Source organism: Nocardia sp. bgisy134 (genome assembly GCF_965341865.1).
GTDB lineage: Bacteria > Actinomycetota > Actinomycetes > Mycobacteriales > Mycobacteriaceae > Nocardia.
The window spans coordinates 82,757-95,658 of the sequence record NZ_CBDQZP010000015.1 but is presented as its reverse complement, the minus strand read 5'-3'; the positions used below and the strand labels follow the sequence as shown (position 1 = coordinate 95,658).

At 68.3% G+C, this 12,902-nt stretch carries 12 protein-coding genes; 4 read left to right on the top strand and 8 right to left on the bottom strand.

Annotated features, from left to right (window positions below; all coding sequences use genetic code 11):
* Positions 1–22 precede the first annotated feature (22 nt).
* From ACRWNM_RS24970 to ACRWNM_RS24950, 5 genes are all read right to left on the bottom strand, one after another.
* Positions 23–958, bottom strand: coding sequence for a phosphotransferase (locus ACRWNM_RS24970; RefSeq protein ID WP_431970518.1), 936 nt, complete (start codon positions 956–958; stop codon positions 23–25).
* An 84-nt stretch (positions 959–1,042) separates the two neighbouring features.
* Entirely contained in the window at positions 1,043–1,906 is an 864-nt protein-coding gene (locus ACRWNM_RS24965; protein ID WP_431970517.1) for an alpha/beta fold hydrolase, read from the bottom strand.
* On the bottom strand, positions 1,903–3,279 hold the full coding sequence (locus tag ACRWNM_RS24960) for a flavin monoamine oxidase family protein (protein WP_431970516.1): 1,377 nt from the start codon (positions 3,277–3,279) through the stop codon (positions 1,903–1,905). The genes ACRWNM_RS24965 and ACRWNM_RS24960 overlap by 4 nt, the downstream gene beginning before the upstream one ends.
* 158 nt (positions 3,280–3,437) lie before the next feature.
* Positions 3,438–4,877: a wax ester/triacylglycerol synthase family O-acyltransferase gene (locus ACRWNM_RS24955; RefSeq protein ID WP_431970515.1), complete on the bottom strand. Its 1,440-nt coding sequence runs from the start codon at positions 4,875–4,877 to the stop codon at positions 3,438–3,440.
* 107 nt (positions 4,878–4,984) lie between these two features.
* The gene (locus ACRWNM_RS24950; RefSeq protein WP_431970514.1) at positions 4,985–5,635 is read right to left on the bottom strand and encodes a TetR/AcrR family transcriptional regulator; all 651 of its coding nucleotides are present in this window, start codon (positions 5,633–5,635) and stop codon (positions 4,985–4,987) included.
* Positions 5,636–5,766: 131 nt separating this feature from the next.
* Here ACRWNM_RS24950 and ACRWNM_RS24945 point away from each other — a divergent pair, with 131 nt between their 5' ends.
* A complete protein-coding gene (locus ACRWNM_RS24945) occupies positions 5,767–7,356 on the top strand; it encodes an MFS transporter (RefSeq protein ID WP_431970513.1) in 1,590 nt (529 codons plus the stop codon).
* 220 nt (positions 7,357–7,576) lie between these two features.
* Here the strand turns inward: ACRWNM_RS24945 and ACRWNM_RS24940 are convergent, their stop codons facing one another.
* Positions 7,577–8,056, bottom strand: a complete 480-nt coding sequence (locus ACRWNM_RS24940) for a hypothetical protein (RefSeq protein WP_431970512.1) — start codon at positions 8,054–8,056, stop codon at positions 7,577–7,579.
* Between the two features lie 246 nt (positions 8,057–8,302).
* Here ACRWNM_RS24940 and ACRWNM_RS24935 point away from each other — a divergent pair, with 246 nt between their 5' ends.
* Positions 8,303–9,028 carry a hypothetical protein gene (locus ACRWNM_RS24935; protein ID WP_431970511.1) on the top strand — a complete coding sequence of 242 codons (726 nt, stop codon included), beginning with the start codon at positions 8,303–8,305 and terminating at the stop codon, positions 9,026–9,028.
* Between the two features lie 124 nt (positions 9,029–9,152).
* On the opposite strand, the gene ACRWNM_RS24930 is transcribed toward ACRWNM_RS24935, so the two are convergent.
* Entirely contained in the window at positions 9,153–9,887 is a 735-nt protein-coding gene (locus tag ACRWNM_RS24930) for a TVP38/TMEM64 family protein (RefSeq protein WP_431970510.1), read from the bottom strand.
* A 10-nt stretch (positions 9,888–9,897) separates the two neighbouring features.
* Complete coding sequence (locus ACRWNM_RS24925; protein WP_431970509.1) at positions 9,898–10,479, bottom strand: TetR/AcrR family transcriptional regulator; 582 nt, start codon at positions 10,477–10,479, stop codon at positions 9,898–9,900.
* A gap of 134 nt (positions 10,480–10,613) precedes the next feature.
* On the opposite strand from ACRWNM_RS24925, the gene ACRWNM_RS24920 reads away from it, so the two are divergent.
* Together ACRWNM_RS24920 and ACRWNM_RS24915 are read left to right on the top strand one after the other, a co-directional pair.
* Entirely contained in the window at positions 10,614–11,024 is a 411-nt protein-coding gene (locus ACRWNM_RS24920; RefSeq protein WP_431970508.1) for a nuclear transport factor 2 family protein, read from the top strand.
* A gap of 307 nt (positions 11,025–11,331) precedes the next feature.
* Positions 11,332–12,852 (top strand): flavin-containing monooxygenase, encoded by a 1,521-nt coding sequence (locus ACRWNM_RS24915; protein ID WP_431970507.1) that lies wholly within the window; start codon positions 11,332–11,334, stop codon positions 12,850–12,852.
* Positions 12,853–12,902: the final 50 nt, after the last annotated feature.

Sequence of the window (12,902 nt, the reverse complement as noted above, 5' to 3'; positions counted from 1 at the left end):
AACCATTGTTCGCGTGGGTTTTTCACCAACGGAGTCGCCGACCGAGCCAGTCAGTGGTGACCCTGGCCGAGCGGGCTTGGTACCGGCGGAGGCTGGGTGATCGTGGTGGCGCGGGCTCACGGCTTTTCGCGGCCCAGTAGCCGGCCAAGGCGCAGAGGAATGCCGAGACCGCGACAGGATCGATGTCACTGGTCACCGGATGGGTGGCGAGGAGCCGATCGGTATCGATTCCGTGCGCGGCGATGGCCGGGCTGAGTGCGACTAGGTCGATCCACGCGGCTCCGCGGCAGGGCCATGCCCAGTCGAGGACCGCGATGGCGCCGTCGGGTCGGAGCAGCATGTTGTCCGGGCGCAGGTCGGTGTGCAGCAGTGTTTCGCCTGCGGCGTGGTCGGTCCAGGTCGATTCCAGCTCGGCGAGCTTGTCGAGGTTGCGCCGCGACCAGTCGTCCAGGTCGGCGGGTGGCTGGTGTTCGGCGAATCTCCGCCAGCCCTGTAGTTGCGGCCCGTAATCCTGGGCGATTGTCGGCAGATCGGGCAACGGGCTGGGTGTGAGAGTTGCCGCCAGCTGCTCGATCGTGGACAGTACCGCCGCCAGCTCGGCTGGTCGATCGAGCCGGGGATGGTGACCGGGTACGTAGTCGAAGATCGCGACGAGCCAACCGGGGGTGTCGAGGCTGAATCGCAGCGCCGGCGCGGGAGCCGTCGACGGCAGACGGGCGGCGGTTTCGAGCTCGGTCCGGTACATCGCGGCGAGACTGTCGTCGGAGTCGATCGCCTTGACGAAAACGTCTCGGCCGTCGCTCAATTCGAGCCGGGCGGCCAAGCCGTGGCTGAATCCGCCCGGTTGCGTGGTGGCCGCACGCACTCGCGCGCCCGAACGGTGCTCGATCTCGGCGCGCACGACGTCGGGAAGCTCGTTCCATCGGATCCGGTTCGCGCTGTTGTCGTTGCCGTCCATGCGACCATCGTGGTGCGGGCGCCTTGCCGGTTCCAATTCTTTTCACCCTGTGCCGACAAGAGACTACGACCGAATCGGGACGACTCAGTGTTCTGTTCCGGGGTCCCGCCCCTCGAACGCGGCGCCGCCGAAGGTTTCGAGGGTTGCCGCGGGGTCGCGCCAGAAGGCGGTGACGAGGTCGGCCAGCAGTTCGGGTGCTCGGATGAGGGGACCGACGTGCCCGGCGGCGGGGAACAGGACGAGCGAGCCGTTGCGGAGCCGGTGAGCCGCGGTTTTCGCGTCCGCGACGGTCCACATCGGATCCGCGGGTCCGGTGGTGAGCAGGGTGGGCGTCTCGATGGTGGCGAGGACCGGCGTGAGGTTCGGCCGGGCCAGGCTCAACGCCGAGACCGCGTGCAGCATGTCGGTGCGGCGGGCTCGGCGAAACGCGTCGCCGACCAGTGCCGCGCCCGCGGGGTCCGCCGCGCGGGCGTCGGGACCGAGCAGGACATCGACGAGAAGGGATCGGATCGGCCGGGCGCCGACCAGGAGATAGAGCACGGTCAGCGACCGGACCCGGCGTCGCTCGGCCGGGGTGAGCGCCGGGATCGGCGCGCCCACGGCCGCGAGCGTCCGGCAGCGGCGCGGATGCGCGGCCGCGAACAGGATGCCGACATGTCCGCCCCAGGCGTTGCCGAGCCAGTCGACGGGCTCGTCGATACCCAGGTGGTCGAGGACGTCCTCCGCGACGCCCACGCAGTGGTCGAGGGTGAAGCGGCGCGTGGGTGGCGGGTTCCCGCCGTGGCACGGCCCGTCGACGAGGAGGAGCGTGCGGCTCTGGGCGAGGCGGTTTTCGACGCGGGCCCAGGTGGTGGAGTCGACGAAGAGACTGTGCCACAGCAGCGCGGGCGGACCGGAGCCGAGCGTGCGGACGTGCAGCGAGCCGAGCCGGGTCGGAGTGAGCGTCACGCCTGGGCTCCGGCCGCGGTCACCGTCTCCTGTTGCAGTACTTCGCTCGCCGCCCGCTCGCCCGAGCGAACGGCTCCGTCTACCCAACCGCACATGACGGCGGAGCTCTCGGTGCCTGCCCAGTGGACGCGGCCGCACGGTTCGCGCAGGGCAGGACCGAACTGCGTCAGCACACCGGTCGGCGCGTGGCTGAGCATCCCGCCACCGGAGTACCGCTCGGCACTCCAGTCCTGCTCGACGTAATCGACGGGCAGGCTTGCCTTGTCGCCGAAACGTTCGGCGAGCGAGCCGAGTATCGCCCTTCTCCGCTCGGCCGGATCGAGTCCTCCGATACGCCGCGCGATGGGTCCCTCGGTGATGACACACAGGATCCCGGGTCGTCCGGTGTTCGTGCACGCATCGATGGTGATGGTCGCCGGTGAGCCCGGCGCCGCCGACTGTCCCGTCAGCCCGTCGTCACGCCAGAACGGCTCGTCGTACACGGCAGCGATCTTGAGGATCGAGCCGCTCGGCATGCGCTGATGCAGGAACGAGCGATTCACCGGCAGCATCGGCTCGTAGAGAATCTGGCTCGCGATCGCCAGGGGAACCGCAACGATCACCCGGCTAGAGCGCACCGTCAACTCGTCGGAGCGGACCGTCACGCCGTCGGCGTCCTGATCGATGCGCCGGACAGGCTGGGACAAGTGGATCGCATCGCCCAGCTGTGCCGCCATGGCGCCGGAGATCGCGCCCATGCCTCCGACCGGTCGCGCATCCTGGGCGCCGTCTTTGACCCCCAAGACGAAGCCGGGCCCGCCTCCCGACGCCATCTGGTACAGCACGAACAGCAACGACACCTCCGAGCCATCGGAGGTGTAGAGGCCGGCGATCGCGGTCTCGAGCAGCTCACGCGCGGGTTTGGAGAGCACATTGCTGTCCAGCCAGTGGGCCAGGCTGACCCGATCCCACTTGTCGGCATGCTTCGCCGCCCACGGCCTTTCGAGCGGAATCGCCTTGCACATGTGACCCAGCTCGAGCAGTACCGTGCCGAGGTTCAGCGCCGCCCACGGACTCATCGTCCACGGGATCGTGCCCTCGTAGCGGTGCCGCTTGCCGTCGACCACCATGAGGGCCTCGCCGTCGGTGTACTGCTGGTAACTCGATATTCCGAACTCGGTCATCAACGCCCGGATCCGGTCCTGCCCCGGCCCGATCCAGGCGCCGCCACGATCGATCCAGGACCCGTCCGCACGCACCTCGGTGAACGTGCGTCCGCCGAGCCGGTCGCGAGCTTCCAGCATCGCCACCGATCGACCCGCCTGTTTCAGCCGCAGTGCGGCGGCCAATCCGGCAAATCCCCCACCAACTACGCAATAGTCGACGTCTGTCATGAGCGCCGCCTCGTGTTGAAGTTCCGCGCGAAGACCGCCGTGCGGCCGGGCGCTACTTGCCGCACCCTCGACACACCGGGTGCACATCGCCTTCGATCAGGCTCGAGCGTCGAATTCGTCCAGCAATTCTATAGCAATCCGGGGATGCGTTCCCGGCCTCACGCGGGTTTGGGAAGGTCGGGAATCGCGGTGGCGTAGCGGTCTTCGAGCTCGTCGACGGCGTCGTCGATGTAGCGGGCCAGGAGCTGGACCTCGGGCAACGCCGTCGGGCACGCGGTGAAGCCGAGGTGCATTCGACCGGCGTAGGACACCGCGGTGATGTTGAGTGCTTCACCCTTGAACAGCAGCGACAGCGGGTAGAGGCCCGCCATCCTCGCGCCGGCGAGGTAGCGAGGCTGCGATGGCCCCGGCACGTTCGAGACGATCAGGTTGAACGCCGGTGCGAGGCGCTCGACGGCGCCGGGTGTGAGCTGCCGGATCGTGTGCGGCGCCATGGCGAGAATCGAGTAGGGGAGCGGCGCCGCGTGCGGCAGGGCGGCCTGATGGTTCTTGGCCGCGGTCGTCGAGCGGGAAATCGTCGTCAGCCGGGCGGCGGGATCGGGCTGGTCCGTGGCGAGGTCGGCGAACATGATGCCTATCGAACTGTCCGCGTTCGATCCCTCCGGCGCCGCGATGGAGACCGGGCAGCCCGCTATCAGCGGCTTGTCCGGCAGTCCGCCGATGTCGAGCAGGTAGCGGCGCAACGCGGTGGAACACGCGGCGAGCACGATGTCGTTGGGACTCGCTCCGCTGGCCTTCGAGAGATCCTTGATCCTGTTCAGATCGATCGAGGCCGTGCAGACGCGGCGTCGCGGGCCGATGTCGACATTGAGACGCGACCTCGGTGCGGTGAACGGACCGGTCAGCGGTGCGTTGGTTCGCCACGCCAGGAACAGCGTGCCGACGGCCTTCGCCGCGGCGAACAACGCTCTGGCCGGATTCGGCCGGGATTTCGTTGCTCGACGGGCCTCGATATCGGTCGGTCGCGGACGGCCGATCGTCCAGACCGGAGTCGCCACCGGCGCGCCCCCATCGGTGGCGAGGGAGCGGCTCAGCAAGCGGACCGCGTCGACGCCGTTGATCAGCGCGTGATGGGCCGCCAGGTAGACGGCGAATCGATTCCCGGACAGTCCTTCGATGACATGGACCTGCCACATCGGGCGGCGGGTATCGAACCGGCTCGACCGCAGTTGTGAAACGAGTTGTGCCAGTTCGGATTCGCCCCCGGCGGCCGAGAGTGTGTGATGGCGGAGGTGGAAGTCGAGGTCGATGTCGTCGACCAGTGCGCGCCGAGCTCGCCGGGGGAACCGCCGCATGCGGATGACCGTCCGGAACCGGGGATCGACGTCGGTCCGCTTCCTGAAGTCCGCCAGAATGCGTCGCACGACCTCCGCGGCCGGTTCGCCGTCCGTCTCGAACGTCGCGAGCGCCGCGACGTGCATCGGCGTCGTGGGCGATTCGAGCCAGACCCAGAACGACTCGTCGATACGGAGGTGCTTGCTTCTCTTCTGGCGACCCACGATGTTCCCCTTGCGCTCGGCGGCGATTCGATGCGACATCGGCGGCGCGTGATCGGGTTGGCGGCGGCAGACTCCAGCCCGATGATGATGATGATTTCATCATCCATGATGGAATGGGTCAAATTGTGGGGTGTCGGCCGAGTGCTCTAACCGGCGGGGCTGTGTGCCGGTGTCGGCTCATATTTCTCCAAAGAAGCTGCTGCTCTGGCAATTTCGCCTGCTTCGACGGGGGGGACGCCCAAGGTGATCAAGCAAGCGCGGGCCGCGGCCACCTCGGGCTCGGGGTCGGTCCAGGTTTCGTCGTTGCGCGCCTCGAGCAGGGCGAGGACCAGGCCGGCGAGGGCGCGGGACAGTACCTCGGCGGGAAGGTGGTCGGAGAAGACGCCGAGGTGCTGTCCGTGGCGCAGCGTCTCGGCGCCGTTCTCGTGCACCGGCGCCAGTCGCTCTTCGATGCGCGTCCCCAGCGTCGTTTCCGCGAGTCTGAGTAGCAGGCGGTACTTGTCGCCGACTCGCCACAGGGCGATCGTGCAGCGCGCCGAGGTGACGGCGACCGGTTCGTCGGGGTCGAGCGAGCGCAGGGTTCGGGCGATGTCCTCCGAGGCCAGGTCGAGGATGCCGTCGATCAATGCCTCGCGGGTGGGGAAGTGGCCGTACAGGGTTCGGCGCACAACGCCTGCGGCGGACGCGATTTCCTCCATGCTGGCCGCGGGGTTGCGTGCCAGCTCGCCCGCTGCGACGTCGAGGATGTGCCGTCGATTGGCATGCGCGCGGGTGCCCGGTGTCGCGGATGAAGTCATGGTTCCTGTCGTCGTCGTGTGAGTCCCTTCACGTTCCAGGGTCGCACGGTTGCACGTTGCTGTGCAAATTCCGTAGATTGCACAACAACGTGCAATTGCACGGCAGTGTGCATTTACCGAGAGGAACGGACGTGTCTCTGCTAGTCACCACGCCGGTGGAACCGGGCGCCGTCTACGGCAGGCGATGGGCCGCGCTGGCGGTGCTGTGCCTGAGTGTGCTGATCGGCGTCATGACCAATACGTCGCTGATCGTCGCCGCGCCGGATATGACCGTCGACCTGGGATTGTCGAGCCAGGATCTGCAGTGGATCATCGACGCGTACACCATCCCCTATGCCGCGTTGATGCTGCTCATGGGCGCGATCGGCGACAAGTACAGCCGCCGCGGCATGCTGCTGCTCGGCCTCGCCGTCTTCGCGGGCGGCGCGGTGCTGGGATCGGTCGTCGACAGCGCGGACCTGGTGATCGTCGCCCGCGCGATCATGGGCACGGCGGCCGCGATGATCATGCCCGCGACGCTGTCGCTGCTCGTGGCGACCTTCCCCAAACGCGAACGCGCCGTGGCGATTACGATCTGGACGGCGACCACCGGCCTGGCCATCGCGGTCGGGCCGCTGGTGGCGGGCTGGCTGCTCATCGACAACGGATGGGCGTCGACCTTCCTCATCAACGTTCCCATCGCCGTCGGCTCGTTCGTCGCGGCGCTGGCGCTGGTCCCGCCCTCGCGGGCGCAGGCGACGCAGCGGCTGGACCTGATGGGCGGTGCGTTGTCGGTCGTGGCCGTCGCGGCGCTGGTCTACATGATCATCGAAGGCCCGCGCAACGGCTGGCACACCTCCGCGGTGATCGCCGGTGCGCTGGCCGCTCTCGCCGCCGCCGCGTTCACCGCCTGGGAACTGCGCCACCCCAACCCGATGCTGGACATCCGCAAGTTCGGTGACCGCGCGTTCGCGGGCGCGAATCTCGCTGTGCTGCTGTTCTTCCTGGCCGCGTTCGGCGCGATCTACTACATCACGCAGCACCTGCAGTTCGTCCTCGGCTACGACCCGCTGGACACGGGTGTGCGGCTGCTGCCGCTGGCGGGCGCGGTGTTCGTCGGCTCGGCGATCACCGGTGTGCTGACCCCTCGGCTCGGACTGCGGACGATGGTTGTCGCGGGTATGACGGTCGGGACTCTGGCGCTGATGATCCTCACCCGCGTCGATGCCGAGTCGGGGTACGCGGCGTTCGTCGGGCCGCTGATGCTGCTCGGCCTCGCGATCGGGCTCAGCGTCTCCCCGGCCACCGACGCCATCATGGACGCCTTCCCCGAACGGCTGCTCGGCGTGGGAGGCGCGGTGAACGATACCTCCGTCGAACTCGGCGGCACGCTGGGCATCGCCATCCTGGGTTCCCTGCTGGCGAGTGCCTACAGCGACGAGATCGGTCCTGTCGTCGCGGGCCGTCTGCCCGCGGAAGCGGCCGACGCGGCGCAGGATTCGATCGGCGGCGCGCTCATCGTGGCCGAGCGGATCGGTGCGGCCGGAATGCCGGAGCAGGCCGCGCAACTCGTCTCCGCCGCCGATGCGGCCTTCGCCCACGCGGTCTCGCAGACCAGTCTGATCGCGGCGATCGTGCTCGCGATCGGCACCGTCACCGTCGGGGTCCTGCTCCCGGCGCGGCGCAAGCCCGCACCGGCTCCCGCCGCGAGCGCGACCGAGGAGCTGGTGACGGTCGGCTGATGCTTCGGCACGCGGTGCGGGAATTTCCGCCGCGCTGTCCGTGATTCGTTGCGATCCGTCCTCCGCATGTCGATGCGGAGGACGGATCGCTTCCCCGTCGGCCGTGGGAACGCCGCCACGCTCCGAGCCGGCCCGACTGTCGCCGGTGGGATCGGGAGCACAGGGCAGCGACACCGCGCTCGGTGGCGGGCGACGCGACGAGCGTTTCGGCAGCCTGTACCTACGCGTCGGCCGGAGCGGAGAGTGTCCGACGGGCGCCGCGCCGCTTGGCGGCATACGGCTGTACGAACATGTAGAGACCGGAGAACAGGAGTGCGGCGAGCGGGAGCAGCGGGAGGTAGGACACCCAGACGATCGGCTCTTCCGGCGCCAAGGCCACGAAGGTGGCGAGAACGGTCGAGAGGAAAACGATCGCCGACCAGCGGTGCAGCTGCCGGATCCACTGGGCCGTCGAGCGACCTCGGTTCGCAGCGGCCTGCCGGGATGGGATGTCCGCGGCTCGTCGATTGCGTCCGATGGCATACGGCAACACGAAGAGGTAGAGGCCGGAGAACAGGAGCAGGGCGAGCGGGAGCAGCGGTAGATACGACACCCAGACCGGACCCTCTAGCGCCAAGGCGGCGATGGTGACGACGACGGTCGCGGTGAAGGCGATGGCCAGCCACCGGTGCGTCAGCCGAATCCGCTTGTTCCAGTTCATTGAGTCCTCCTCCGAAGGCGAGCAACCCGGCGATCTGCCGGGTGGACGTCGATAGCGAGAACGTTAGCTACGGCCCGGTGACCTGCGCTTCTCGATTCCTGATCGTTCTCGTCGCTTGCTCGGCGAGCGTGCCCAGCCCGGTGAGAAGTCTCCGAGAGTCGCACCCGGGGCCTTGCGGCAAAACCCCGGGTGTGCCGCAGAATCGCCGGCCGAACGTCGGAATCTGCGAGAAGGGGAGTAGCGAGCATGCGTGAGTTGTCGACGACCGAGGACGCGACGAAGGACTCCGAGGGGAGTGGGCGAGTGAAGCGCTGTCGTGCTGGTTCGGCGCACCCCGGAAAGCGACAGTGCCGATGTAGTTGTCGCGCGTCTCCGGTTGTCGGCAGGTGTTTCTACAATCCGTCCGTGACGCTCACCCTCGCCGACCTCGTCGGCTACACCGACCGTGATCTCGACGCCGACCTGGCCCGGTGGTTCCCCGATGCCAGTCCCGTCCACGTGCCGGAGGAAACCCGCTCGGTCGCACCGTTTCTCGAGCGCCTGGCCCCCGCCGACGCGACGGCCTTGGCCGCGCTCGACCGCCGGGTCCGCTCGGGCCGGTTGCCGCAGTTCTTGGACATCTTCGACTGGTCCTACGGTTTCGAGTTCGCGGAAAACGATTGCGGCATACGCGATTCGGACTACACGACCGAGCTCACCGACGACGATGTCTACTCGGTCGGCGCGGACGGCGGCGGCAATCTGTATGTCGTGCTCGCGAACGGTCAAGTGGCCGTGTGGTTTCACGAAGAGGAGGTGCTGGAGGGTGGCACCCGTTTCGACAACCTCGACGTGTTCCTGTGGTCGTTCGTGCGCTACCGCGCGGTGCGCGCGGGGAAGCTCGAACGCTCGGAGGTGGAGGCGGACTTCCTGGCGCTCGGTCAGGACGGTGCGCTCGAACCGAACCTGGGCCTGCTGAAGTTCATGAAATAGCGGAAGCATTCGCCGTCGGAGCGGCGCCCGGCTGATGGTCGGACGCCGCTCCCGTCATGTCAGGCCGGTGACGTTCCGACGCGGCCGAGGTGCCGGACGAAGAACCAGACCGCACGACCTCGGTTCAGCCGGCCGATTCCGCGGCGCCGTCCGACACCGCTTCGCGCTCCCGCTCTGCGCCGCGGACCCGCCAGCTCCGATATCCGCGATGCACGGCGAAGGCTCCGATGATCGCGGTGACGCACCAGACCGCGATGGCGGAATAGGCAAGGGGCGCCGACAGATCGCCGATCGACGCGCCGAGCGCGGTGTAGACGAATGCCCGCGGCGCCGATCCGATGAACGATCCGACGGCCATCTGCCACAACGGAACTCCGAAGGCGCCGAACACATACGACGCCAGCGCATCCGAGATACCGGGGACGAAGCGTTGCCCGACGACGGCCCACAAGCCGCGCTGCTCGATCTGCGCGTCGATACGAGCGGCGCGTTCGGCGCCGAGCAACCCGCGCGTACTCTCGCGGCCCGCCCGGCGCCCGAGGAAGCTGGTGATGACCGCCGTCCCGACGGCCGACCCCAGCGTCACGAACGTTCCGAGCAGCGGTCCGAAAAGAAACCCGCTCCCAGCCGCCAGAATCGGGCCGGGAACGAAGACGGCGCCGAGCGCGGCCGACACCACCACGTAGGCCAATGGCGCCGCGGGCCCGGTCGCCGCGATCATGCCGCGCACGCCGTCGACGTCGATCACTCGCGCGATGGCGACGAGATAGAACATCGCGAGCAGGAACGCGACGGACACCGCGAGCCGCACGATGTGCCGCCGTCGGCTGGTGGGGGAGAAATCGTTGTCGTCGGGCATGGTGAACCTGTCACTTGTCGTCGGCGCGGCGAAGGAGTCCGTTGGCGGCGAGACCGAGCAGGGTCTCGGCGCGTTGTGCCGGATCGGGAAGGGATTCGGTGGCCAGGGATATGCCGTTGGCGAGTTGCAGGACGTCGTCGACCGCGACACCGGAGGCGATCGAGCCCTCGCGTCGGGCGCGATCGACGAGTTGTCGTGCCGCTTCCCTGATCATGGCGTGGGGCGAGAACCCCGGATCGGAGTTGTACCCCGTCAGCGCCGGTCCGAGACCTCGTGCGGTGGCCGCGTGCGCCACGACATCGCGCAGCCACATCACCAGGGCCGCACTGGCATTCGGCGCGGTCAGCAGATCCTCGGCCCGTGTGCACAAGACCTCGACGCGTTCGCGCAGCACCGCTTCCAGCAGCATCTCGCGGCTCGGGAAGTGCCGGTGCAAGGTGGCCGATCCGACCCCGGCGCGGCGGGCGATCTCCTCCAGGGACGCGTCGGCCCCGGCCTCGGCGATCACGGCACTCGCCGCCGTCACCAGCCTGTCGCGGTTGCGTCGCGCATCGGCCCGCATGCGACCCGATGAGCTGGGGTTCTCTCCCATCTGTTCGACTGCCTTCTTGCTAAATGGGGTGGGCACCCCGTATCGTACCCGGCGATAAATGGGGTGGGCCCTCCGTTTCGCGTCGCGTCCGATGCGCTCGTCGAATCGGCCCACGGATTCCGAAAGGTGACGAGATGCCGGACATCACCGTGGCGGACCGCGTCGCGATTCACGAAACGATCGCCCTGCACGGGCATTTGGCCGACGATCGTGCGTGGGATCGGCTCGATGAAGTGTTCGCCGACGACGTGGTCTTCGACCTGACGGACTACGGCTACGGCACGCTGCATGGACTGCGGGCGATGCGGGACCTGGCGCGCGGCAGTCGGGATGCGGCGAATCAGCCGATGGGGCATCACGTCACCAATATCGTCATCGTCGGCCAGGATCGCGAGAACGTGCGGGTGCGGTCGAAGGCGCTGGCGGTCGCGGCCGACGGGACGAGCGCGTCCGCGGTGTATGAAGACGTGCTGCTGCGGGAGCCGCGGGGGTGGCGCATCGGCTACCGCAAGGTGGTGGCGCGTCGCGGGCCGGCCGTCGGGTAGTCGGCGCTGCGCGGTTCGACGCCGACGATCGACATGAGGCGCACGTCTTCAACGGGTTAGCCGAAGGTGTGCCACCGGGGGAATTTCGCTGCAGGGGGGCCGACTCGCTCGATATCAATCGACCGCTTGGTGGTACCTACGTCGAGGGCGAACCACCTTGGTAGCCGCTGTTTCTCGGATTCCGCTCGGTCTGTTTCGGCAAGGAGGTAATGCCTCCCATCCGTCCCATTCCGCCGCACGAATAGTGAGGTAGCTGAATATTCACTCACAATGAAAGGGAGGTGGTAACGGAATGTCGAGTTGCCGCGTGGCCGTGATCGGAGCCGGATTCGGTGGTATCGGGATGGGAGTGGCTCTGAAGCGGGCGGGATTCGAGGATTTCGTGATCTTCGAGAAGAGCGCCGACGTCGGCGGGGTCTGGCGGGACAACACCTATCCGGGTTGCAACTGCGATGTCCCCTCGCACCTGTATTCGTTCACCTTCGCGCCCTATCGCGACAGGCACATCCGCTATCCCGGACAGCGACAGATCCTCGAGTACCTGCGTCGGGTCGCTGTCGAGTGCGATCTGATGCCGCACCTTCGGCTGGGCACAGCCATCACCGCGGCCACCTACCTCGAGCAGCAGGGCCGCTGGGAGCTGGCCACGGCCACGGGCCGGTCGGTGGCCGATGTGGTCGTCTTCGCAGTCGGCCAGCTGCACCGCCCGTATCTGCCCGACATCGAGGGGCGGACCGACTTCGCCGGGTTGTCGTTCCACACCGCCGAATGGGATCACCGGCACGACTTGCGCGGTCGCGACATCGCGGTGATCGGCACGGGATCCAGCGCCGCCCAGATCCTGCCGACCCTCGCGGCCGCCGCCGCGCGGGTACGCCTGTTCCAGCGCACACCGCACTGGGTGCTGCCGAAGCCTCCGGCCGAGTTCGGGCCGTTGGCCCGAGCGGGCCTGAGTCTGCCTGGCGCGCACCACTTTTACCGGCAGGCGCTCGACCACGGTGCGGACGCCCTGCTGGCGCCGATCATGCGGCGGGGGTGGTCGGCGCGGCCCGCCGCATGGCTGGCCCGCCGGTACCTGCACCGCCAGGTCCCCGACCCCGCATTGCGTGCGAAACTCACACCCGACTATCCCATCGGTGGCAAACGCATCATCTTCGACAGCCACTACTACCCGACCCTCAACCGCCCCAACGTCGAACTGGTCACCGAGCCGGTCACGGGCATCGTCGGCGACGGTCTGGTGACCGCCGACGGGACCTGCCATCGAGTCGATGTGATCGTCTACGCCACGGGTTTCCGGGCGCCGGAATTCCTCGTCCCGGTCGTGGTGCGCGGGCGGGAAGGGAGGGTGTTGCACGAGCAATGGCGCACCGGCGCGAGCGCGTTCTTCGGCTTGGCCGTCCCCGGCTATCCGAACGCCTTCCTGATCGCCGGGCCCAATTCGTTCAACCCCGCGGGCAGCAACCCCGCCATGAAAGAACGTCAAATCGACTACATCCTCGACTGCCTGCGCTTGCGCGACCGGCTCGGCGCCGCGGCGATCGAAGTCGACGAGGAGGCGATGCGCGCCCATCGGCGATGGCTCGATCGGGCGATCGCCAAGACGGTGTGGCCCATCACCGGGCCGAGCTGGTACAAGGATCGCGCCGGGCGCGTCACCAACCCGTGGCCGGCCTCGGCGCGGACCTACGAGCGGATGCTGCGAAATCACCGGCCCGTGGCGTGCTTCCGCGCGGTCTCGGCGGACACGCCATATCCCAGACACGGTCGCCCGGCCCCTGCGGTGACCCGATGTTCGACGCCGGTCGCGTCTCCCGCGGTGTCCTGACCGGGCGCCCTCGACCGGCGTCGGCCGGTTGAGTTCGTGTGGAGCCCAGC